This is a genomic window from Helcococcus sp. KG196 (assembly GCF_046035495.1).
Lineage (GTDB): Bacteria > Bacillota > Clostridia > Tissierellales > Peptoniphilaceae > Helcococcus > Helcococcus ovis.
Genome location: NZ_JBFNFI010000001.1, coordinates 103,154 through 126,879, shown reverse-complemented (window position 1 = coordinate 126,879; position 23,726 = coordinate 103,154). Strand labels below are relative to the sequence as shown.

The window sequence follows — 23,726 nt, the reverse complement described above, 5'->3', positions numbered from 1 at the left end:
AGGAGGAAAAATGAAAGAAAAATTAAAGAAATTAGTAAGTTTTATGTTTGTTATATTTCTTTTGGCACCTTATGTATCTACAAGTTTTGCCATGGAAACAACCGAAAATTCTCAATCAAGTGAAAAATTAAATGATGTATATGATTGGCAGGGATATAGTGAAAAAGATACAGGAATAATAAAAGTTAAGAAAAACGACAGTATTTCCTATAATGCATATTGTTTTAACAAGGAAAAATCATTACCACCTTCGGATAATAGTGAAAAAATTATTTATAAAAAAATAGACGGATCGGGAGATGTGTTTACCCAATATGCAAGTAAAGCAAGAATACAAAATCAAGAATTGAATGATAGAATTTTAAGTATTATATATAATGGATATCCTACTAATGCAAATAAAATTTTAGATGGATTAAGTGATGCAGATGCAAACACGGTAACTCAAGCAGCTATTTGATATTATACGGATAGTGAGGAAAATAAAGGATTTTGGACAATATTAGATCGAGAATATAGAAAAAAAGCTGAAGAGGCATATAAAAAATTGATATCAGACAATTTGGAACGTGATGTTCAAAACAAAAGACCTGAAAATTTTAAATTAAATTTGTTTGTTACTAATCAGAAAAACGAGAAAAAAAATAAGGAATATCAAAATTTATTAAGTGCTGAACATGTTCCAAATGATCCTCCTAAAAAAATTGAAAGTAAAAAATATATTACTGTAATGAAAATTTGGAGTGGAATAGAAACTGGCAGCGAAACTCCAAAAGTATCATTTCAATTATTTAAGGGAAATGAAAAAATAGGAACACCTAAAGAATTTAATGGAGACCAAATAATTTTTGAAGTTGATGCTACAAGTAATGGAGTAGATACTGAAAATAATAACTACACTGTTAAAGAAGTAGTTGCAGAAAAAGAAATAGAAGAAGGCGAAACCGCAAAGATAGATGGAAATTTGTATAAGGTAAACTATGAAGGTGATGCGGAAAAAGGATTTAAGGTAATCAATAAAAAAATTACAGAATGGTTGCCACTAGAACCTGCAAAAACAAAAGTATCTGTAGAAAAGAAATGGCAAAATTATGAAGGAAAAGATATAAATCCTACTGTAGATAAAATAAAAGTTCGTTTATATTCGGATGGAAACAAGAGAGAAGAAGTCTTGGAATTAAATTCTGAAAATAATTGGAAAGGTGAGTTTAAGGATTTACCAAATACGAGTAGATTAACCGGAGAAAAATACAATTATACAGTAAAAGAAGAGGGTGAAAGCGAAAAACAAATAAATCTTGATAATAAATGGTTCGATGTTACATATGATGGAAACATGGAAGATGGTTTTACAATAGTTAACAAAGAAAAAAGATCATGGGTTCCAATAATTCCGCCAATACGTGAAATTAAAGTAGCTAAAGAGTGGAAAGACTATAAAGGAGATAATCTGGATAATATTCCTGTAGAAGAAATACAAGTACAGTTATATAAAGACGGAGTAAAAGAAGGTGAGATTCAAAAGCTAAGTAAAGAAAATAACTGGAAATATACATTTAAAAATTTAAAAGATTACGAAAAATTAGGAAAAGAAATTAAAAAACATATCTACACTATAAAAGAAATACATAATGAAAAAGAATTAGAAAATGGTGAAAGTACAAAATTTAATGGTAAATGGTATGGAGTAAGTTACACCGGTAATATGAAAGATGGATTTACAATTACCAACAAAGAAAAAGCACCATGGACACCAATGATACCGCCAACAAGAAATATCAAGGTAACAAAAAATTGGAAATTATTGACCGCAGAAAAACCTGTAGACAAAATCGAAGTAGAATTATACAAAGACGGAGTTGCTACAGGAAAGAAACTTGAACTTACAAAGGACAATAATTGGAGTGGAGAATTTAAAAACCTTGAAGTAGCAAATGGATTAGGAAATATCAACTACGATAAATACACAGTAAAAGAAGTAGGGGAAATCGATAAAGCTATAAAGCTTGATGGTAAAGTATTTATTGTAAGTTATGAAGGAGATATGAAAACTGGGTTTAAGATAATAAATAAAGAAAAACCACCGGTACAACCTAAAAATCCTAATACATCAGATAATTTTACAAATATGACTTTTATAAGTATTACAATTATTTCTGCTTTAGGATTGGGCTACATTTCGCTAAATAAAAACAAAAAATAAATAGATAAATTTTAATTTATGCTTATTATATAAATATAATTTGTAAGAAGAGTTAAAAATATAAAAAAGTTTGCATATGCAATTCATTACTTATTTTAAGTTTGGAGATATTATGCAAACTTTTATCTATTCATACTTAATTTGCTATTTAAGTGTATTAGTATGCAGAAAATTAAGAAAATTTCATACTATGTATAAATAGTTGACATTAATAAATTATATATCGTATAATATAGGTAAAATGAAGACCTGTGACGGTTCTGACAGGTCGGTAAAATAAAATACTAACCGATAGAATATAAGAAGGAGCTGTCGCAGAATAGTTAAAAATGTTATTTTGCAACAGCTCCTTTTTTCAAAATTATGCAAAAGTTGAAATAAGCATGTTCAGATTATCAGAGGAGAGTTATATGATTTTAAAAAAGTTATTAAGTAAATCCTTTGTCTCAATTATTTTTTCTGCTTAATATAGGTATTGTGTGTATGCTTACATTGTTAATTTGCAATTTAAATCAATGATGAGATTTTAGTGACTAAGAGTAAATTCTTAAAGGTAATATATACATCAAAGAATTAGAAAAATAAATAAATCAAGCTTCCTAAAAGGATATGAAACAAATTTTATAATCACGTTTGAATGGTTTTTAGAAGAAGATAATTTTGTAAAAGTATTGTCTGGTAGATACACAGATAGAAAAAAGACATATAAAAAAGCAAATAACTCAAATTCATCAGAAGAAAAAACAAAAGAATCTTCAAATAATTCTTTTGAAGAAAGATATATTAGAGAATTTAATTAAATTATCAAAGAGGTAAAACATGAAAAAGAAATTTTTAGTATTAATAGCTTTAACATTTATATTAACTGCATGTTCAAGTAAACCAAAACAAGAAGAAATAAAGGATAATAAAAAGAAAATTACCACAGAAAACAAAAAAGAGTTAAAAATACAAAACGCACCAATGTTTTCTAATTTTAAGGTAATCAATAAAAATAATAAGGAATTTATCAAGGCAGATATTAAAAATGATAAGGATAAAATAAAAACATTAAAAGTTTTAGATACATTTAAGATACCATTTACAAAACAAAAAGAAAGTGTTGAATTTTTAAGAAGTTTATGGGATTTAAAATATAAAAAAGAAATAGTTGAGAAAATAGAAAAAGAAGTAAAAGCTATAAAAGATATTAAGAAAATAAAAGAGATAGCAAAAAAAGAAGAAAAGAAATCCAATGAAAGTAAAAATATTGTTAAAGATGAAAAAGAGTTAGCACAAAAATCAGAAACGTTAAAAAAAGAAATTGTAAAAAATAAAGAAACAAAAAAAATTGTTGAAACAAAATCTCAAAAGATTGTAGAAAGAAAAAAAGAAAAAGAAACAGTTAATGAAACAAAAAAAGACAAATATACAACAAGTATTGAAGAAATACCATTTAAGATTATAGATAATTATGCAAGTACAGGTGCTAAATCAAGAGTATATCAGGAAGGGGAAAAAGGCATAAAAAAAATAACATATAAAAATGGAGCTTATTATAGTGAAAAAATTACAAAAAATCCAATAAATAAAATAATAGAAAGATATATAAAAGTAAAAGATAAAATTGAAGAAATAAGAGAAGTAGAAGATAAAGAAGATCCTATTGTTGAATATACAGTTAGAGATAGATGGTTTGTTACTACAGATTTAGGAACAGAATATTTTTATTCAAGTAAAGAAGCTTTAGATAGACATATTGAATTAGGAAATCAAGGTTATACAGGTAACTGGGGGAATGCACAGCCTGAAACAACAGAAAAAATAACAGGATATTACAAAAAGAAAGTTAAAGTAAAAGTACAAGAAGAAAAATGGGAATGGAAAAGATAAGATAACTTTTGATTAAAATAATCTTAAGTTACCATCAAAGAGAGAAGCAATTCTGTCTTTTTTAATTGTTAAATCCATGTAACAATAATGACAGTTAGAACTTGATAAAATCTGATATAATATGTATAGAGAGGAAAAAAACATAATAAGTGAGAGAGAAAAAAATTTCTCTCTTTTTTTATTTTTAAAGGAGAAACAATGTATAAAATATTTTTTTATCTACTAATGATAAAATTTTTTGCAAAGTCACATTAAAAAAATTATTGAAATTATAGAAATATATAAAAGAAAATCAAGAAAACATGATAAATAATTTGTTCATTTTGAACGAAAAATAGAGGAGAAAAATGAAAAAAATTAAGAATAAATTAACTAAATCATTAAGTGCTATACTAGCACTTGCAATATTAATATCTGGAATAATAATTCCGAATAAAATTGTATTAGCAACACCAAGTAGTATTAGCGTAACAAATCATGGTGGCGGTAATTATAAAGGTTCAGATTATTTCACTTCAAGTGATGGATATTACATTTTTTGTGGTGAAGCATCTGAAATTCCTCCAGTTAACCCTGGGAACACTAAAACATTAACAGGTTGGAGAGAAGAAAATAATGAAAAAGTTAGAAAAGTAGCATATTATGGATATGCTTCTCCAGAAAAATGGAGTAAGTTGGAAACTTTTAATTTGTGGGGAACTCCAGCTAATAAAGGAAGTAAAGGATATCATTTAACACATTATGCATTATCAAATGTATGGGGTACATCACCAAAATATTTTATGAGAAATGCTGAAATGCAAGAATTTTTATCATACATTAATTCGAAACAGAATGCTCCTTCATGGTTTAAGGTATATTCAACAAAATCAGGTGGAACTCAAAGAATGTTTGCATGGAATTTTAACCAACCTACACCACCAAAAAAACAAAATTTATCATTATTAAAAACATCTGCAAATAAAACTTTAACAGATTTAGCAAGTAAAGGATATTCTTTAGCTAATGCTGAATATAAAGTATATAGTTCTAGAAGTGATGCACAAAATAATAAATCAAGCATTGGTACACTTATTACAACAGTTAATGGGTCATCAAATAAATTAGAACTAGATAAAGGTATATATTTTATTAAAGAAACTAAAGCTCCTAAAGGATTTTTCTTAGATGAACAAATTCATAGAGCTGATTTATCAAATGCAGATTATGAGTTAAAAGTAACTGATAAACCTAAATTTGATCCACTAAATTTATTGCTAACAAAAGTATCAAACACAGATGTTAAATTACCAGATGCTGAATTTGAAGTGAAATTTTATGATGGTGAATTAAACGAAAGTCAAGTTAAACAAGCTAGTTCTAAAAAGACATGGAAATTTAAAACTAACAATCAGGGACAAATAGCATTTGCTGATTCATTTAAAGTATCAGGAGATGATTTATTTACTTTTGAAGGAAATCCTGTCGGGTTAGTAGGTACTTATACATTTAAGGAAGTAAAAGCTCCTAAAGGATATATATTAGATGATACATTATATATAGCACATGTAAAAGATGATGGAAAAGTAGATAAAGTAAACGGAAATGGTACAGTATATAATGCACCAATTGTAAAAAATGATAATCAAAAAGCTAAATTCTCAATTACAAAAATTGATAGTGAAACAAATAAAGGCTTAAAAGATGTAGTATTTAGTTTAATGAAAGATAATCAAGAAGTAAAAAAATTAACTACATTAGAAAATGGTAAGATTGAATCTGGTGATTTAGATTTTGGAACATATACATTAAGAGAAATTAATGTACCTAAAGGATATACACAATTACCTGGAGATATTACTATCGTAATAGATGGTGATGAAACTGGAAATGAATATAGTACAAATATTAAAGTTAGCGGTGAAAACCAAACATTAAAAGGTACAAATATTGAAATTTCTAACCATTCTCAAAAAGGTAAATTAATCTTAGAAAAAACAGCTAAAGTATTAACTGGTATTTCAAAAGATGAACAAACAGGAATTACTAAATTAGAATTTACAGACACATTCTTAGAAGATACAACATGGAACTTAATTGCTAGTGAAGAAATTAAATCTATGGATAATCAAACAGTATTTTATAAAAAAGGTGATGTTGTAAAGACAATTAATACTGTAAAAGAAAAAGCTGTAGAAACAAATGATATTCCTTTAGGAAAATATATCTTAAAAGAAATATCTACACCAAAACAATTTGTTCTAGATAAAAAAGAATATGAAATTGAATTTACACCTCAAGCTAAAGAATTAAAAATTCACAGTATAACTGAAAAGAAATATAACGAAAGAAAAGATATTAGCTTTGATTTAGTAAAAGAATTTGAAAATTCTAATTTATTTACTTATAAACCAAAAGCTGAATTTGGATTATTCTTAAAAGAAGAATATAGAGAAAATGGAGTTATAATTCCGGCAGATACTATGTTAGATAAAAAGATTTTTGAAGTAACAAAAGACTTTGAAACAAAAGAACAAACTAAAAAACCAAAAATTGTTGAAATAGATAAAGAAATTACAAGATATGAAATATCAGTATTTGAAGAAAAACAAGTTGATGATAAAGATAAACCAATCTTTAGTAAAGATAAAGAAAATGCAGAAGTAATTGGATATGAACAAAAAACAGAAAAAACTTTATTAGATTTAATTAAAGTAAATACTTTAGAAGAAAAAGAAGCTAAAACTAAAGAATTAGAAGAAGCAGGAAAAGTATTTGATGTAAAAGAAATTAAAGAAACTGTAAAAGAAAATGTTTTAAGTGATACTGAAAAAACAAGCACAAATGTAACAAAATTCTCTGTAAAAGGTACATTTGAAAATATCTTAATTGATGGAAAATTCTATGTAAAAGAAATCTCAACAGATGAAAATTATGTAATAGACAATGAAAAACATGAAAAAGAAATTGATTTTACAAATGTAGAAGAAAAACACACAACTTTACCTGAAACAAAAGTAATTAACAAATTACAAAAAATTAAAATTGAAGTTGTAAAAACTGAAGAAGGCGATAAGAAAATACCAGTACAAGGTGCAAGATATAAACTTGTTGCTGTAGATCCTGAAAAAGGTGAAACTGTTGTAGGTATTTATACAACTGATTCTAAAGGAAAACTAAGTGTTACAGAACTTCCAAAAGGTAAATATTACTTAGAAGAAGTAAGTGCACCAGTAGGATACTTTAAATCAGAAGGAAAAGTTGAAATTGATACAACAAATAAATCTCATGGAGAAAAAATTGTTGTAGAAGTTGAAAATCAAAAAATACCTGAAATTAAAACTAATGCAACAGATAAAGAAACTGGTAAGAAAAACATTAATCCAACAAAAACTGTAACAATTAAGGATAAGGTAACTTATAAAGATTTAGTTGTAGGTAAAACTTATACATTTAAAGGTGTATTAATGGATAAAGAAACAGAAAAACCTTTAACAGGAAAAAGTGGTAAAACTTATACAGCAGAATTAACATTTAAAGCAACACAAAGAAATGGTTTTGTGGAATTAGATTTTATTGTTGATAGTGAAGCAATTAGAGGAAAAGAAACAGTAGTATTTGAAGATTTATATAAAGATGGAAAACTATTAGTATCACATAATGATATAAATGATAAAGATCAAACTGTAAAAATTACAAATCCTGAAATTAAAACAAAATTTTCATCAACAAAAGAAGATAAAAAAACACTTGATCCAATTAGCGTAATCTCATTAACAGACCATGTACAATACAATAATTTAGTAATCGGTGAAGAATATCAATTAGATTTAGTTGTTATGAATAAAGAAACAAATAGACCATTATTAGATGAAAAAGGACAAAAAATTAAATCAACAAAGAAATTTGTAGCAACATCTAAAGAAGGCATAATTCCTGTAGTTGTAGATATTGATTTAAATAGATTAAGAGGAGCTGAAATAGTAGCATTTGAAGAATTAACATTCAATGGTGAAATTATGGCAATTCATAAAGAAATCAATGATAAAGATCAAACTGTAAAAATTACAAATCCTGAAATTAAAACAAAATTTACTGATATTAAAGGTGATAAAACAATATCTGGTAATTACAAAATAAAATTAGTAGATAATGTCGAATACAAAGATTTAATTATCGGCAATGAATATGAAGTAAAAATGAGAGTTGCTATTAAAGGTACTAATCCAATTGAATTTATAAAAGATGAAAATGGAAATGATTTAATAGTAATAAAAAAATTTATTGCAGACAAAAAAGATGGAATAATACAAATAGAAGTTGATTTAGATTTATCAACATTAAAAGGTAAAGAAATAGTAGCATTTGAAAAGATTTATCAAAATGGAAAATTAATTGCTACCCATGAAGATATTAATGATAAAGATCAAACAATAGAAATACAAGCACCAGAAATGCCACTAACAGGGTCATTAAAACAACATACAAACTTAATTATAGGTGGATTATTATTAGCGTGTGGATTAATAGTATTAAATAGAAAAAATAAATTGATAAAGAAAAATAATTTGGAGGAAGAATGAAAATAAAAAAATTAGCAAAAAGATTCTTATCTTTTGTATTAGCAAGTTCGATATTTCTATCGTCTTGTATAACAGATACAATACTGGCTGCCGGTGCCGATATTCCAAAAACAAATGATATTGTTATACAAAAATTAGAATATAAATATTCTAAATTACTTAGAGATGATGTTTTAGAAAATAAAAATTCTGTCGGACATGCTGAGGTTCATAGTGAAATAATAAATAACAAAGACACAAATTCTCTTGACACAGTAGCAACTACAAGAGATAAAAAATTGGGCGAATTAAACAATTTAACTGATGAAGCAATTCAAAATACAGGTGATGTTTTAGATTTAACAAATCTTCAAACAAGCTATGATGTAAAAAAATATTCTAGAAAGCTTTACGGAGATGTAGAATTTGCGATATTTGAGCTTGATAGACAAGATCAAACATTAAAAGAATTAATACCTTCTCAAAGTTACAAACTAAATATGACAGATCAAGAAAAAAAAGCATTTTCTCAATCTCAAATGAAATCAGCCCAAACAGTAGGAAATAAAATTGAACAAGCTTATAAAAATGGAAATATATTACCATATGGAGCTAAACTTATAAAAAAACAATTAGTTGATGAAACAGGTAAAGCAGTGTTTAATAAAATTCCTACTTATGAAACTGTAAAAGGAGTTAAAGAGGGTAGATTATACATGATAATAGAAACTAAAGCACCTAAAACTGTAGTTTCTAAAGCAAAACCTATGTTTTTATATCTTCCGGTTACAAACAATGATCATATAAGTTATAAAACAACCATTAACTTATATCCAAAAAATGAAGTTAAAGAAGGCGTATTTGGATTTCAAAAATACAAAGATGATGGTGATGGGAATTTAAACACAAATAATGGAGCATTAAAAGGGGCTAAATTTAAGATATATAAAGGTACACCAGAACAATTTAAAAAAGCTAAAGCATTAAAAAACTCAAATGGAGAAGACATTGTTGTAACAACTAATGAAAAAGGTCAATTAGATATTACCGGAATTGTAAGAGGACAATATTTCTTAGTAGAAATTGAATCAGAAAATTTAGTTGACGGAATGATGATAGATGCAACTAAATATCAAAAAAGAGAAGGATTTAAATACTTAGCAGGCTATAATTCTTTATTAAATAAATATAATATTTTAGCTTTTCATATGGATCAAGATGGTGTGATTAGAACTGGTTCAAAATTTAATGATGGAAAAGAATTAAGTAATATTAACTTACTAGAATATACAAATCACTTTGTCCCAGGTTTTAAGAAAAATATTAAATCAGAAAGAAAATTAGAAGAAGGTTGGGACTATTTTGAAAATATTCCTTTTGAGTTAGAGTTTGAAGTTCCTGATAATATTCATGAATATTCTAAATTTGAAGCAAAAGACCAACTTGAAAAAGCCGGTAATATAGATATGATTTCTGATAACTTTACTCCAACAATAGAAGCAGAATATGTAAAAGGTAAAGATGGGAAAATAGCCTTTGATGTTGTTACAGATAAAGAAATAAAGCTTGTAAGGGATAAAGATTATTTTGTAAAAGAAGTTAGAGAGAACAATAAATTTGAAATTTCATTTGTAAATCCATTAAAAGCTAATATGTCCGCAAAAGACGTGACAAGAGAAAATAATAGATTTTCAAAAAATGTATTAAATGCTCAAAAGATATATGTAAGATATCACGCTCAATTAAAAGCTAATGCAACACCTGATGTTTTATATAATAACAAAGCTGAATTTACTTATAATAATGCTCCTGAAAAAGGTTTAACTAAAGATAGATACAATCATGATGGTAAAAAATTTCAAACATTTGGTTATAAGTTTATAAAAAAAGACAATGGATTGTTCAATAAAGGATTGTTGAAAAATACACTTGAAGGAGCAGAATTTATAATAAGAAATGAAGAAGGACTTTATTTTAATGGTTATAAGCATAATGAAAATGCTACCGGTGGTATAGAACCTGTTTGGGTTAAATATGAAAGTGATGAAATAGCATATAAAGAACTTAAAAATAGTAAAAATCACAAAGATGCAATTATGATTTCTAATTCAGAAGGTAAATTTGAGGTAAGAGGATTAAAAGCAGGTAATTATATAGCTGTAGAGATGAAATCTCCAACAGGATATAGGCTTTCTATTAATCCTGAAACGAAATTTACAATTAAAGAAAAATCATTTACACAAACAACTCAAAGACCATTAACAATCACGAATGAAAAATCGCCAGAAATGCCACTAACAGGGTCTGAAGAACTTGCAATTAGGTATATAAAAATAACTTTAATATTTATCGTTAGTTTAGTTGTTGTCTTGTTTGTAGCAAAAAAAAGACAAAAAGAAAGAAATACTAGATGAAAAACAGAAAAAAAACTATGCTTTTTGATATTGTTTTAGTGGTAATCTCATTGATTTCGATAGGATATTTATTATATCCTATCTATCAATCAAGAGTAATAGAAAAAAGAAATTCTATAAAAACAATACAAAATTATTTAGAAAGTAAAAATGGAAATATAAACACATCTTCTATAAATATCAATGATGTTGATCCAATTGATGAAGTTGTAGGAGTTATTTATATTCCAAGAGTATCTATAAATTTACCAATTTTTTTAGGGGTATCTGATCAATCATTATCGCAAGGTGCAGGTTTAATGAAAGAATTTGGGTTATTAGAAGTAAAAAAAGGGGTTAATTCAGTGATAACATCTCATAACGGTGAATCAGCTTCAGGATTATTTTCAAATCTTGAATATATGAAAATAGGAGATGATTACTATATTCAAACAAAAAAAGGTATACAAAAATATATAGTAAAAAAAATATTTACAGTCTTACCTTCTGATATAAACGTATTAAAGCCTGATAAAGATAAAATACAAACAACTTTATTAACATGTGTGCCTTTTGGAATAAATTCGCATAGATTATTAGTAAAAGGTGAATTTGTAGAATTAGTTAATGAATTTCCAGAAATGAAATTTGTTCTGAGTAATTATGAAAAAAAAGCAGTTGTTTTAATTTCTGGTTATATTATTTTAGCTTTATCAATTAAAATTATAATGAAGAAAAGAGGGAAAAATGAATAAAAAAATTAGAGTATTTTTATTATTAGCTGTACTTTTTGTTTTTAGCTTTAGTTTTTTTTCAAGCACTTTTGCTAAAGAAAATGAAAACAAACTGACAATAATATCAGAAAATGCACAAAGAAAAGCTATTTTAGGTTTTAAGTATCAAGTTAAAAATATTGATACAAATGAAGTAGAAATAATAGATTTAACAAAAAAATCACAGGAAGAATTAATATTAAAAAATGGAAATTATTTAATATCACAAACTCAACGACCTAAAGGATTTAAAGAGGAAAAAGATGTTAGAATATCGTTTCCATATAAATTAGAAGATGGCACATACACAAGAGAAGTTAAAGTTTTTACTAAACATATTATAGCAAATACGACTAATCCAGAAACAGGAGATAGAGGAATAGCTTTATTTGGAGCTATGGCAATCATTTCCACAATAGGATTAGGGGTAATATTAATAAGAAATAAATTTAAGGCTTAATAAATAACTTAAAAATAGACGGGGATTGTATTCTCGTCTATTTTTATTATTTTAATAAAAATAAGAAATTAGTGATATAATGATATAAAGGAAAATAGAAAAACAATAAAATAATAGGTTTAATTTTAATTAAGAAAAGGTATGAAAATATTAGAAAGGATATATAATGGATTTTTCAAAATGTAAGATAAATCCCCTTAAAATATATGGTGGGGCAAATGGAAATAAGAAGGGAATATAAATATTTAATAATAATTTAATATTAAATGTTTTCTCTTTACAGATACTTTGTCACAAAATAGTTATTTTGTGACAAAGTATCATAAACGAAATAGGATCCTTAAATTTTCAATCTATATACGTTTTATTTATATTTCACTAATATATCTTAAAATTTGAAGCTATAAAATCGATTCTAAGCGACGTTTTTATGTTTAGACATATAATTATACCTTTAATATTTAATAATATAAAAAAGACAATCAAAAAATTATGATTGTCTCCTATAATTATATTATTTTGCATATGCAACAGATCTTGTTTCTCTGATTGTATGAACCTTAATTTTACCTGGGTATTCTAATTCATTTTCAATTTGTAATGCAATTTCATTTGATAAAATTGTTAGTTGATCGTCTGAAATTTTTTCAGGTTCAACCATAATTCTAATTTCACGACCAGCTTGTATAGCATATGCTTTTTTAATTCCATCATATGATGTTGCAATTGCTTCAAGATTTGTTAATCTTTGTAGATATGCTTCTAAAGCTTCACGTCTAGCTCCAGGTCTTGATGCTGAAATTGCATCAGCAGCTTGTACTATCATAGCTTCTAATGAATTAAATGGAACATCAAAGTGATGTGCCTCAACACAGTGTATAATTTCTTCTTTTATTTTATATCTTCTTAATAGGTTTACGCCAATTTCTACATGTGTTCCTTCAATTTCGTGATCCAAAGCCTTGCCGATATCATGTAATAAACCGCCACGTCTTGCGATTCTATCATTTATACCTAATTCTTTTGCCATAATACCAGCAATATTAGCCACTTCAACTGAATGCCACAATACGTTTTGTCCATATGATGTTCTATAATTTAATTTACCTAAAACTTTTACCAGGTCTGGATGTAAACCATGAACTCTTGCTTTTTCACATGCTTCTTCACCATATTCTTTAGTTCTTTGCTCGATATCTTCAAGAGCTTTTTGATACATTTCTTCAATTCTTGCTGGGTGTATTCTACCATCAACCATTAAATATTCTAATGTAAGCTTAGCAATTTCACGTCTTCTCGGATCGTAGCACGATAAAACTATAGCTTCAGGTGTATCATCTATAATTAAGTCAACACCTGTTAAACTTTCAAACGAACGTATGTTTCTCCCTTCACGCCCGATAATTCTCCCTTTCATTTCATCACTTGGTAATGATACCACTGAAACTGATGACTCAGCAACTATTTGTGATGCTTGTCTTTGAATTGCAGTTGCAACAATTTCTCTCGATAAACGTTTTTCTTCTTCACGAGTTCTAGCTTCAAACTCTCTTAAAATTAATGCTTTATGATGTTCTGCTTCATCTGCGACTTGTTCTAATATAATATCTTTTGCTTCGGTTTGTGTTAAACCAGAAATTCTTTCCAATTCAGAAATTTGTTTACTTAGTGTTTCTTCAATTTCCGCTTCTTTTGATTCGATATTTTTAATTTTATTATTTAATGAATCATTTTTTCTATCTAATTTATCTAATTTTTTATCTAAATTTTCTTCTTTTTTAACTAACCTTTGTTCGTGTTTGTCTATTTCACTTTTACGCTTTTTATTTTCTTGTTCAATATTTTGTTTTAATTTATAAATTTCATCTTTAGCTGTCAATATTGCTTCTCTCTTTAGAGATTCAGCATCTTTATTTGCATCATCAATTATTCTTCTTGAAATTTGTTCTGCAGAATTAATTTTTTTTCTATCTGCATTTTGTTTTATAATTGAAACAATTATATATCCAATAATAACTCCCACTATTAAGGTTAGTGCATAGTATACAAAACCCATGCTAACCTCCTAGATGCTATTTAATCATTCCTTCTTCTTCATCATCTTCTAATGCTTCGTGTTCTTCAGAAGGTTGATTTACTTTTTTCAATTTTTCTCTAATTTTCATTTCTATTTCTTTGTAAATATCTCCATTATTTAATAGATATTCTTTAACATTTTCACGGCCTTGTCCTAATCTATCTCCATTATAACTATACCATGAACCAGCTTTATCAACTATTTCAAAGTCTACAGCCGAATCTAGTACTGTACCAACTTTTGATATACCTGTACCATACATAATATCAAATGTTGCAGTCTTAAATGGTGGAGCGACCTTATTTTTCACTACTCTTACTTGAGTGCTGCTTCCGATAACTTCATCACCATTTTTAATTTGATCTTTTCTTCTTATATCAAGTCTAACACTTGAATAGAATTTAAGAGCAATTCCACCTGTTGTTGTTTCAGGATTTCCAAACATTACACCAATTTTTTGACGCAATTGATTTAAAAATATAACTGTTGTATTTGATTTTGCAACTATACCAGTTAATTTTCTCATAGCCTGACTCATAAGTCTTGCAAGTAAACCAACGTGACTATCACCCATATCACCTTCAATTTCAGCTCTCGGAACAAGTGCTGCGACTGAGTCAACAACAATAATATCTACCGCATTAGATCTTACTAATGATTCTGTAATTGCTAATGCTTGTTCACCCGTATCCGGTTGTGATAAAACCAAATTATCAATATCTACGCCTAAATTTCTTGCATAATGCACATCTAAAGCATGTTCAGCATCAATAAATGCACCGATTCCTCCCATTTTTTGAGCTTCTGCAATACAGTGTAATGCTAATGTTGTTTTACCAGATGATTCTGGTCCATAAATTTCTACAACTCTCCCTCTTGGTAGTCCACCAATTCCTAATGCAATATCTAAATTTATTGCACCAGTAGGAATCGCTTCAATATCAACTGATTTTGGAGCTTCACCAAGAACCATTATTGAACCTTTACCGTATGATTTTTCTATTTGGGATAAAGCACGATCTAAGGCTTTTCTTTTTTCTTTATCCATTGTATTTTCAGTAATAACTAACCTCCTAAATATTTTCTAAATCTAGAACTTTTATATTCTTAATTAAGTAATCTAAACCAGAAATAATAGTTAAAACTACTGAAATGTAAAGTAATATACTAAAAATTAAACTTGGAATAAATGTTAATATTCCACTTAATAAATACATAATTATTGTAATCATCTGACTTATAGTTTTTAGTTTACCATAAATTGATGCAGCAATTGTAATATTATTTGATGCTGCTAGGATTCTTAATCCATCAATTAATAATTCTCTAAAAATAATAACTATAACAGTCCAAGCGGGAATAATATTAACTCCGGCTAAAACCATAAAACCAGCTTGTGTCAATACTTTATCTACTAAAGGATCCATAAATTTACCAAATGTGGTAACCAAATTTCTAGATCTGGCAATGTACCCGTCTAAAAAGTCAGTAAATGATGTAAGTGCAAATATTACCGCCGGTAAAATTGAACTTAATTTATATATATTAAATATAATAACAAAAACTGGAACCATTAAAAGTCTAATTAGAGTTAATTTATTCGGTAAATTCATTTTCAATAATTTCTTCATTACTATCTTCCATTTCAATTTCTTCTAAAGTTTTAAGTATATTTCTAGGCTTGCTTCCATCCTGTTCGCTTACAATTCCTTTTCTAGTCATCTGGTCAATTATACGACCGGCTCTAGCATATCCTACTCTAAATCTACGTTGAATAGCAGAAATCGAAGCTTGATTTTCACTTATAACAAAGTTTACAGCTTCATCAAATAATTCATCAAGATCATCTACGGATTCACCGGATTTATTTGCAGCTTCTGTAATCACTTTATTAAAGCTCTCATCATGTTTAATTTCTTCATTTTTATTTTTTACAAATGTAACAACTCTTTCAACTTCACTATCCGTTAAAAATGCACCTTGTGCACGTTTCGGTTTTGGAAGTTTTCCTGGATAATAAAGCATATCCCCTTTTCCTAATAATTTTTCAGCTCCGGACATATCAATTATAGTTCTTGAATCTATATTTGATGCAACCTGAAATGCTATTCTAGATGGGATATTAGCTTTAATAATACCTGTAATTACATTAACACTTGGTCTTTGAGTTGCAATTAATAAATGAACACCACTAGCTCTACCCATTTGAGCCAGTCTTGTAATATAATTTTCAACATCTTTGGATGCTTCCATCATTAAATCAGATAACTCGTCAATGATAACAACTAAATATGGCATTTTTTCTAATGTACCATCTTCATTATCTTCTTCAACTTTTTTATTATATGATTTAATATCTCTACATCCAGTTTTTGAAAATTTCTCAAAACGTGTAGTCATCTCTTTAACAGCTTCATATAAAGATGCTGTAGCTTCTTGAGCCTTCGTAACTACTTTTCTTCCTTTTAAATGAGGTATTCCAGAATATATTTTTAATTCAACCATTTTAGGATCAATCATAATAAATTCAACCTCGTTTGGAGAATATTTATATATAATACTCATTATGATAACATTCATAAGAACAGATTTACCTGATCCTGTAGCACCTGCAATAAGTAAATGAGGCATTTCATTAATTTTTGCATATAACGGTTTGCCAAATAAATCTTTACCAACCGCAACTGTGATGTCATCATCCTCTTTTTGAAATTCATCAGTGGAAATTAAAGATTTAAATGTAACAATGTCTTTATTTTGATTTGGAACTTCTATTCCTACATAAGGTTTTCCAGGAATAGGAGCTTCAATTCTAATACCAGGTGATGCTAGTGCCATAGCTAAATTATTTGATAAGTTAACTATTTTACTTACTTTAATACCTGATTGCGGTTTAACTTCATATGAAGTTACAGTTGGTCCATTGTTAATATTTACAACTTCTGAAGATATACCAAAACTTTCTAATGTATCTACGATTATATCAGCATTGCCTAATAATCTCGTTTCATCATCAGTTTTAGACTCAATTTGATTATTTAATAAGTCCATTGGTGGCTTAGTATATTGATAATTATCATCATATACTATACCGAGTTGATCATAATCATTTTCTTCATCGATTTCTTTATTCACTGAATTATTTTCTGTATTTTGCTTATGATATGAAATTTTTGGTTCAATACGAGGTTCAAGTTTATCAGAACTTGTATTGTTTTTTAATTCATTTTTATTTTCAATTTTATTATCAAAGATAAAACTTTTTTCCTTAACATCATTATTATTCTTAATAGTTTTAGGTGCTTTATAATTAAAAGTTTTAAGCTTATAAAATAAATTTTTGAAAAATTCAGACATAGATTTATCAAATAAATAAAAATATGAAGCAAAATATACAAATATAGTAAATATATATATACCAATATTGGCAATTAAAGCATTAAATAAAAAATACAAAGTGGTAAAAATTATACCTACTCCTGTATACTTTAACGCTTGATTATATGAGTTTTGAATATATGATGAATAATTTACACCAATACTGTAGAAAGTAGACAAAAATATCCCCGTCACTACAAATAATAGTGAAATTACAATAATTTTATGTTTATTTGAATCATAAAATTTTTTATTTAGTAATGCAAAAAACATAAAAACCATATATATCGGTAAAATATAAGCTGTCAAACCAAAAAGAATAAAAAGACCTTTACTAAATACTTCGCCTATTATTCCCATTTTATCCTTAAAAATAATAGATGATATTATAAATATAAATAAAAATAATGTAATAATCGACTTAATAGCAAAATTTTTATTATTTGTGGTAGTCTTTTTTCTTTTATTCGCCATATTTCCTCCATAAAAACTCAACTTTATTATACCATATTTAGTACAATTTTGAAATAAACATTTAAACTTAAAAATACTAAATATTTATTATCTATAATAAAAAGGAGCCTCAGCAGGATCAATAAATAAAAAATGAGTTAGATTTTCTCTAACCCACTTTAATTTTATTTTTTATTCAAATACTCTTGATAAATTTATTCTACCTTTATCATCAATTTCTAATATTTTGACCATTAATTCATCGCCTTCTTTTACAACATCTTCAACTTTTTGTACTCTCTTTTTATCCAGTTTACTAATGTGTATAAGCCCTTCTTTGTTGTGTCCAAATGATACGAAGCATCCAAAGTTCATGATTTTAATTACTTTTCCTAAATAGATATCCCCTACTTCAGGCTCCTCAACAATACTTTCTATCATTTCAATAGCTCTCTTTCCACCTTCTCCATTTTGAGAAGAAACTGTCACAAGTCCCTCGTCAGTGATATCAATTTTTACTCCAGTTTCATCGATTATCTTATTAATTGTCTTACCGCCGGAACCAATAACTTCCCTAACTTTTTCAGGTTTAATTTGAATTGTATAAATTCTTGGAGCGTTTGGTGATAATTCTTTTCTTGGCTCTGCAATTGTTGTCGTAATTACATCTAAAATTCTTAATCTTGCACTTTTAGCATCTGCTAAAGCTGTAGTTAAGATTTCTCTATTTATACCATCAATTTTAATATCCATTTGTAATGCTGTAATACCTTCTTTTGTACCGGCAACTTTAAAATCCATATCTCCCAAGTGATCTTCTAGACCCTGAATATCTGTTAAAATTGCAATGTCATCATTTTCTTTTATTAAACCCATAGCAATACCGGCAACAGGTGCTTTTATCGGTACCCCTGCATCCATTAATGATAATGTAGAACCACAAACTGAAGCCATTGATGAAGAACCATTTGATTCTAAAACTTCCGAAACTAATCTTATAACATATGGAAATTCTTCTTGTGAAGGAATTACAGGTTCTAATGCTCTTTCAGCAAGTCTACCATGTCCAATTTCTCTTCTGCCGGGACCACGCATTCTTCCTACTTCTCCTACTGAAAATGGTGGAAAGTTATAGTGATGAATGTATCTTTTCTTAACTTCTTCATCTGTTAAACCGTCAATATATTGAACATCACTTGGTGAACCCAATGTAGCTATGTTTAATACTTGAGTTTGCCCTCTTGTAAATAAACCTGATCCATGTACTTTCGGTACAAGAGCAACTTCGGCAGATAATGGTCTAATTTCATGCATTTGTCTACCATCTGGTCTAATCTTATCAACAGAAATTAATTTTCTAACTATTTCTTTTTCTAATTTATCAAAGATTGCAATAACTTCTTTATTTCTTAATTCAACATCTTCAAAATCTTCTGTCACATAAGTTTCAATGATTTCTTCTTTAACTGCATCTAATTCTTCTTGTCTTGTTTGCTTATCTATACCTTGTAGTGCAGATTTAATTTTGTCATAAAATTCTGATTCTATTTCATTTTTCAATTCTTTATCTACATCTTTGAACTCAAATACTTGTTTTTCTTTACCAATTTCATCAATAATAGTTTGGATAAAATCACATATTCTCTTTATTTCTTCATGACCAAATAAAATAGCTTCCAGCATTTCATCTTCGGTTAATTCATTTGCACCGGCTTCTACCATCATAATAGCATCTTTTGTACCCGCAACCGTTAAATCTAAATCTGAAATTTCTCGTTGAGCTTGTGTTGGATTTATTATATATTCTCCATCAACATATCCTACTGAAACAGAACCTGTAGGTCCATTAAAAGGAATACTTGAAATGCCTAAGGCAACTGATGAGCCTACCATTGATAATATACCTACATCATGATTTTCATCAGCAGATAGTACTGTAGCAATTATTTGAACATCATTTTTATATCCTTCTGGAAATAGTGGTCTTAATGGTCTGTCCATCATACGTGCTTTTAATGTTGATTCGTCAGATGGTTTACCTTCTCTTTTAACATATCCTCCGGGAATTCTACCTACTGCATACATTTTTTCTTGAAATTCACATGAAAGTGGAAAGAAGTCAACACCTTCTCTAGGTGTATCAGTTCCTACTACTGTAACTAAAACCATTGAATCTCCAGCTTTAATTGTAACAGACCCCCCGGCTTGTTTAGCCATCTTACCTGTTTCTATTTCAAATGAATTGTATTTTGAACTATATTTGTAATTTTTTACCATTTTTTCTCCTATTGATAGCACCTGCCATCTTATTTTATATATTTCTTTTTTATGTACAGATATATAATATCATAAAACAAGTAAAAATGTGAATAAAAAAAACTGCCATACATTTGTATGACAGTTTCAAAATTATCTTCTAATTTGTAATTTTTCGATCAATGAACGATATCTTTCAATATCTTTCTTTTCAAGATAATTTAATAATCCTTTTCTTTGACCGATTAACATAAATAATCCTCTTCTTGAAGCATGATCTTTAGGATTTTGTTTTAAATGTTCTGTTAACTCTTTAATTCTGTGAGAAAAAATAGCTACTTGAACTTCTGGAGAACCTGTATCTCCTTCTTTTCTACCAAATTCCTTGATTATTTCTAATTTCTTTTCGTTTGAAATCATGATTTCCTCCTATATTTCTTATTCACTATGACCGAGTTTAGAACGGAGTTATCTTAAACCAAGCCAAAGTACTAAATAAGTATAACACAGAATTTTTATAGTGTAAATATTTTATTTAAATATTTATTTTTTATTTGTATAATTAAATTCGATTATATTATTAATCTCACTAATTAATCCTGTTTTCATTAAAATATCATTTGTTATAGTTCCCCAACGTCCTCTTTTGGTTGGATAACCATATTTTTCTATATAATAATCACTTGCTTTTTCTACATATGAATCAATATTATAGCCAAGTTTTTCTACTTCAAAAAGTACCTTACCGTTATTTTTGTGTATAACCTTATATTTTTTTAATTGCATATCCACGGTTTCTATATTCGATCCTTTTAATAAATTATCCAAGTGCTTTTTAGATTTATTTTCTTTTATTGCATCAATATTATTTATAATTTCAGATAAACTTAAATTACTTTTATTAAATTTTTTAATTGCATCTTCTGTTTCTAATGAATTAACAACATCAGAAGAATTTATAAAATTAACATTTATTATATTTGATGTTTGTATATCTCCATCGTAACTCAATTCAAAAATAAGACTAAAGCATACATTAGATTCAATCATTTCTTTCATTGTTTTTACTTTATATCTTTCAGTAAATAAATTATCAGATTTAGTTGTATTGATGAAATTATCTTTTTCTTCATCATATATCCACTTTACATTATTTATATCTATCAAATACATTTTTGGTTCTAATTTTTTCTTTTGTCCAAATTCTTCGAAAATAGCTTCAGGATATACAATACTATCTATTATTTGCCTAAAATTCTTTTTATTTCTATCAACATTTGAAGTTTCTATTGAATAATTAATTTTATTATCCTTTGTAGAAATTTTTATTCTATTTTCCTTTTGAGTAGCATTTATTTTAATTGGAATTTCTTTTTTTACTCTTAAGTTGTCATTACCAGCAGCTACAACTAGTACTGTATATTCACCTGGTTTAGAGAAATTAACCTTATCTATACCTAAAATATCCATTTTTATTCTATTAGCTTTACTAATATTTTTATTACTTGCTGAAACTTTAGTAAAAACTTTCTTTTTTAATTCTTCTATTCTTTTTTCTTTTTCTTTTTTATTAAAATCACTAGCAAAATTATTATTTGAATGATGATATTGATTTATAGATATATTATCATAACCACTCATAGTAAATATAAATGCTTCAGGCTTAGGCATTTCATCTTTGGATAAAAATTTAACTCTAACTCGTTTGTTTTCTACTTTTTCCTTAAGACTGTAAAGCTCAATTTCTACTTCTTTACCGGATATATTTGATAATTCATCATAATCACCATTTATAGACTTTGCTAAAACATCAATTTTTTCTACATTACCTAATTCTAAAATTTTATTAGAGTTTGTTGATTTTATAATAGTGGCACCTAACTTTTTAGGTAAATCTTCTAATTTAGTTCCTACTAATAAATTAATAGTTTCATTCTTTTTATGACCTAATGTTATTTGTGATACAGGATGTATATATTCAATATTATTTTTTATATTAAAATCTAACATATCTTTATGTATTTCAGAATCTTTATCCAATTGACTAAAAATAGCTATGTTATCAGAATGCAATTGCCTTTGACTATCATTTTGAAATTTATAATATAATTTCCCGGAATTATATTCATTTAATACTGATTCAGCTTCTTTTTCATTCCATAAAATTGGATCAATATACTCTATTCTTTTCCATTCATCTTTGCCTTGTTTTTGAACTCCAGATTGTTTTTTTACTTCCTTCTTCAGTATAGCATCACTTATTAGAAATCTATCATACATATATTTATTATTTCTTCTAGAAGATATAGCATCATATGTTAAATCTAAATGATACCATTTACCATCTATTTTAACTTGATTCCACATATGATTTGCTCGCTTCCATTCTTTTCCATTTTTTGAAAGAGATTTATATTCATCAAAAAGCTTTCTTTTTTCTTTTTCCTGATTTTGATTATATTGATTCCAATACAAAAATATACTTTGTCCTCTTAAAATTCTAGATTCAAGTCCCATCTTATATGCCAATCTATCAAATAACATAGCATATCCTTGACAAACTGTTTTTTCACCAAAAATAGCTGCTGGTAAAGTATGCACTTCATAGGTTTTGTTATCATTTTTTTCTTTTGATTTTATTTGAGTGACTTTATTTGCTTCAACACTTGAATCTCCCTTTACATTTTTTACAATAAAGTCATGAATTATTAATGCTTTTTTAAAATCTTCTGAATCAGGTGTATTTTTAAATTTTAATTTATATTCTTCATCAAGTTTCTTTTGTAGCCACTTAGCAACTTCATCCAAATATTTTTCTGCTCTCATCACATCTTCTTTTAATGTTGCATAATTAAATCTAGTTATATATCTATATATACCTTTTTCAAAATTAACTTCTTCTTTATCTGTTTTCCATTCTCCATGGATATGTTTAATTAAACTCCCATATGAAGGTGTATAAAGAACTTCTTCTAAAACTTTTTTATCAAATCCATCCGGTCCATAAAATATAACGGCCGGTTGTTGCTCCATAATTGCTTTTATAACATATTCTTGAGTTTCGTTAACACTTAATACACCATCGGGAGCTTGTGTGGGCTTATCATATGGAATAGGTTTTCTAAGATAATCTAACAATTCTTGTGATGGCTTAAATTTATCTTTTTTTACATGCATTTCATCGGATGCATATATTGAAGATGAAATATATCGATTATTTCCTCCTTGTACAACAATATTAGGTAATAATAGCACTCCTAATACTACAGATACGAAACCTACAGATAACTTTCTCATACCGTATTTTCTCATAATATAAT

General features: G+C 27.1%; 15 protein-coding genes. 8 read left to right on the top strand and 7 right to left on the bottom strand.

The features are described from left to right. Positions 1-10 precede the first annotated feature (10 nt). The 8 genes from ABGF45_RS00555 (at position 11) to ABGF45_RS00520 (ending at position 12,242) form a co-directional block, all read left to right on the top strand. Entirely contained in the window at positions 11-460 is a 450-nt protein-coding gene (locus tag ABGF45_RS00555) for a thioester-forming surface-anchored protein (protein WP_134710674.1), read from the top strand. A gap of 87 nt (positions 461-547) precedes the next feature. After that, positions 548-2,203: a Cna B-type domain-containing protein gene (locus ABGF45_RS00550; protein ID WP_134710675.1), complete on the top strand. Its 1,656-nt coding sequence runs from the start codon at positions 548-550 to the stop codon at positions 2,201-2,203. Between the two features lie 671 nt (positions 2,204-2,874). Next, on the top strand, positions 2,875-3,003 hold the full coding sequence (locus ABGF45_RS00545; protein ID WP_280633448.1) for a hypothetical protein: 129 nt from the start codon (positions 2,875-2,877) through the stop codon (positions 3,001-3,003). Between the two features lie 19 nt (positions 3,004-3,022). Continuing rightward, positions 3,023-4,075, top strand: coding sequence for a hypothetical protein (locus ABGF45_RS00540; protein ID WP_134710676.1), 1,053 nt, complete (start codon positions 3,023-3,025; stop codon positions 4,073-4,075). Between the two features lie 347 nt (positions 4,076-4,422). Then, positions 4,423-8,637, top strand: a complete 4,215-nt coding sequence (locus tag ABGF45_RS00535; RefSeq protein WP_408112626.1) for a VaFE repeat-containing surface-anchored protein — start codon at positions 4,423-4,425, stop codon at positions 8,635-8,637. Beyond that, complete coding sequence (locus ABGF45_RS00530; RefSeq protein WP_134744049.1) at positions 8,634-11,030, top strand: SpaA isopeptide-forming pilin-related protein; 2,397 nt, start codon at positions 8,634-8,636, stop codon at positions 11,028-11,030. Before ABGF45_RS00535 ends, ABGF45_RS00530 begins: the two co-directional genes overlap by 4 nt. Next, positions 11,027-11,764: a class C sortase gene (locus ABGF45_RS00525; protein WP_134710679.1), complete on the top strand. Its 738-nt coding sequence runs from the start codon at positions 11,027-11,029 to the stop codon at positions 11,762-11,764. The genes ABGF45_RS00530 and ABGF45_RS00525 overlap by 4 nt, the downstream gene beginning before the upstream one ends. Then, positions 11,757-12,242, top strand: coding sequence for a hypothetical protein (locus ABGF45_RS00520; protein ID WP_134710680.1), 486 nt, complete (start codon positions 11,757-11,759; stop codon positions 12,240-12,242). The genes ABGF45_RS00525 and ABGF45_RS00520 overlap by 8 nt, the downstream gene beginning before the upstream one ends. A 514-nt stretch (positions 12,243-12,756) precedes the next feature. Here the strand turns inward: ABGF45_RS00520 and rny are convergent. From rny to ABGF45_RS00485, 7 genes are all read right to left on the bottom strand, one after another. Next, positions 12,757-14,298 (bottom strand): ribonuclease Y, encoded by a 1,542-nt coding sequence (gene rny, locus ABGF45_RS00515; RefSeq protein WP_134710681.1) that lies wholly within the window; start codon positions 14,296-14,298, stop codon positions 12,757-12,759. 16 nt (positions 14,299-14,314) lie between these two features. Further along, entirely contained in the window at positions 14,315-15,367 is a 1,053-nt protein-coding gene (recA, locus tag ABGF45_RS00510) for a recombinase RecA (protein WP_134710682.1), read from the bottom strand. Positions 15,368-15,392: 25 nt separating this feature from the next. Next, positions 15,393-15,932, bottom strand: a complete 540-nt coding sequence (pgsA, locus tag ABGF45_RS00505; RefSeq protein WP_134710796.1) for a CDP-diacylglycerol--glycerol-3-phosphate 3-phosphatidyltransferase — start codon at positions 15,930-15,932, stop codon at positions 15,393-15,395. Continuing rightward, positions 15,916-18,171, bottom strand: coding sequence for a DNA translocase FtsK 4TM domain-containing protein (locus tag ABGF45_RS00500; RefSeq protein ID WP_408112625.1), 2,256 nt, complete (start codon positions 18,169-18,171; stop codon positions 15,916-15,918). Before ABGF45_RS00500 ends, pgsA begins: the two co-directional genes overlap by 17 nt. 171 nt (positions 18,172-18,342) lie before the next feature. Continuing rightward, positions 18,343-20,427, bottom strand: coding sequence for a polyribonucleotide nucleotidyltransferase (pnp, locus tag ABGF45_RS00495; protein WP_134710684.1), 2,085 nt, complete (start codon positions 20,425-20,427; stop codon positions 18,343-18,345). A 132-nt stretch (positions 20,428-20,559) separates the two neighbouring features. Beyond that, positions 20,560-20,826: a 30S ribosomal protein S15 gene (gene rpsO, locus ABGF45_RS00490; RefSeq protein ID WP_134710685.1), complete on the bottom strand. Its 267-nt coding sequence runs from the start codon at positions 20,824-20,826 to the stop codon at positions 20,560-20,562. 123 nt (positions 20,827-20,949) lie between these two features. Continuing rightward, positions 20,950-23,718 (bottom strand): hypothetical protein, encoded by a 2,769-nt coding sequence (locus ABGF45_RS00485; RefSeq protein WP_408112624.1) that lies wholly within the window; start codon positions 23,716-23,718, stop codon positions 20,950-20,952. Positions 23,719-23,726 lie beyond the last annotated feature (8 nt).

What these genes read in the sequence shown, in the direction of transcription:
- ABGF45_RS00535 (WP_408112626.1), top strand. Translation starts at nt 4,423, where the DNA reads ATGAAAAAAATTAAGAATAAATTAACTAAATCATTAAGTGCTATACTA.
- rpsO (WP_134710685.1), bottom strand. Translation starts at nt 20,826, where the DNA reads ATGATTTCAAACGAAAAGAAATTAGAAATAATCAAGGAATTTGGTAGA.
- recA (WP_134710682.1), bottom strand. Translation starts at nt 15,367, where the DNA reads ATGGATAAAGAAAAAAGAAAAGCCTTAGATCGTGCTTTATCCCAAATA.
- ABGF45_RS00530 (WP_134744049.1), top strand. Translation starts at nt 8,634, where the DNA reads ATGAAAATAAAAAAATTAGCAAAAAGATTCTTATCTTTTGTATTAGCA.
- pnp (WP_134710684.1), bottom strand. Translation starts at nt 20,427, where the DNA reads ATGGTAAAAAATTACAAATATAGTTCAAAATACAATTCATTTGAAATA.
- ABGF45_RS00525 (WP_134710679.1), top strand. Translation starts at nt 11,027, where the DNA reads ATGAAAAACAGAAAAAAAACTATGCTTTTTGATATTGTTTTAGTGGTA.
- ABGF45_RS00555 (WP_134710674.1), top strand. Translation starts at nt 11, where the DNA reads ATGAAAGAAAAATTAAAGAAATTAGTAAGTTTTATGTTTGTTATATTT.
- ABGF45_RS00485 (WP_408112624.1), bottom strand. Translation starts at nt 23,718, where the DNA reads ATGAGAAAATACGGTATGAGAAAGTTATCTGTAGGTTTCGTATCTGTA.
- rny (WP_134710681.1), bottom strand. Translation starts at nt 14,298, where the DNA reads ATGGGTTTTGTATACTATGCACTAACCTTAATAGTGGGAGTTATTATT.
- pgsA (WP_134710796.1), bottom strand. Translation starts at nt 15,932, where the DNA reads ATGAATTTACCGAATAAATTAACTCTAATTAGACTTTTAATGGTTCCA.
- ABGF45_RS00500 (WP_408112625.1), bottom strand. Translation starts at nt 18,171, where the DNA reads ATGGCGAATAAAAGAAAAAAGACTACCACAAATAATAAAAATTTTGCT.
- ABGF45_RS00520 (WP_134710680.1), top strand. Translation starts at nt 11,757, where the DNA reads ATGAATAAAAAAATTAGAGTATTTTTATTATTAGCTGTACTTTTTGTT.
- ABGF45_RS00540 (WP_134710676.1), top strand. Translation starts at nt 3,023, where the DNA reads ATGAAAAAGAAATTTTTAGTATTAATAGCTTTAACATTTATATTAACT.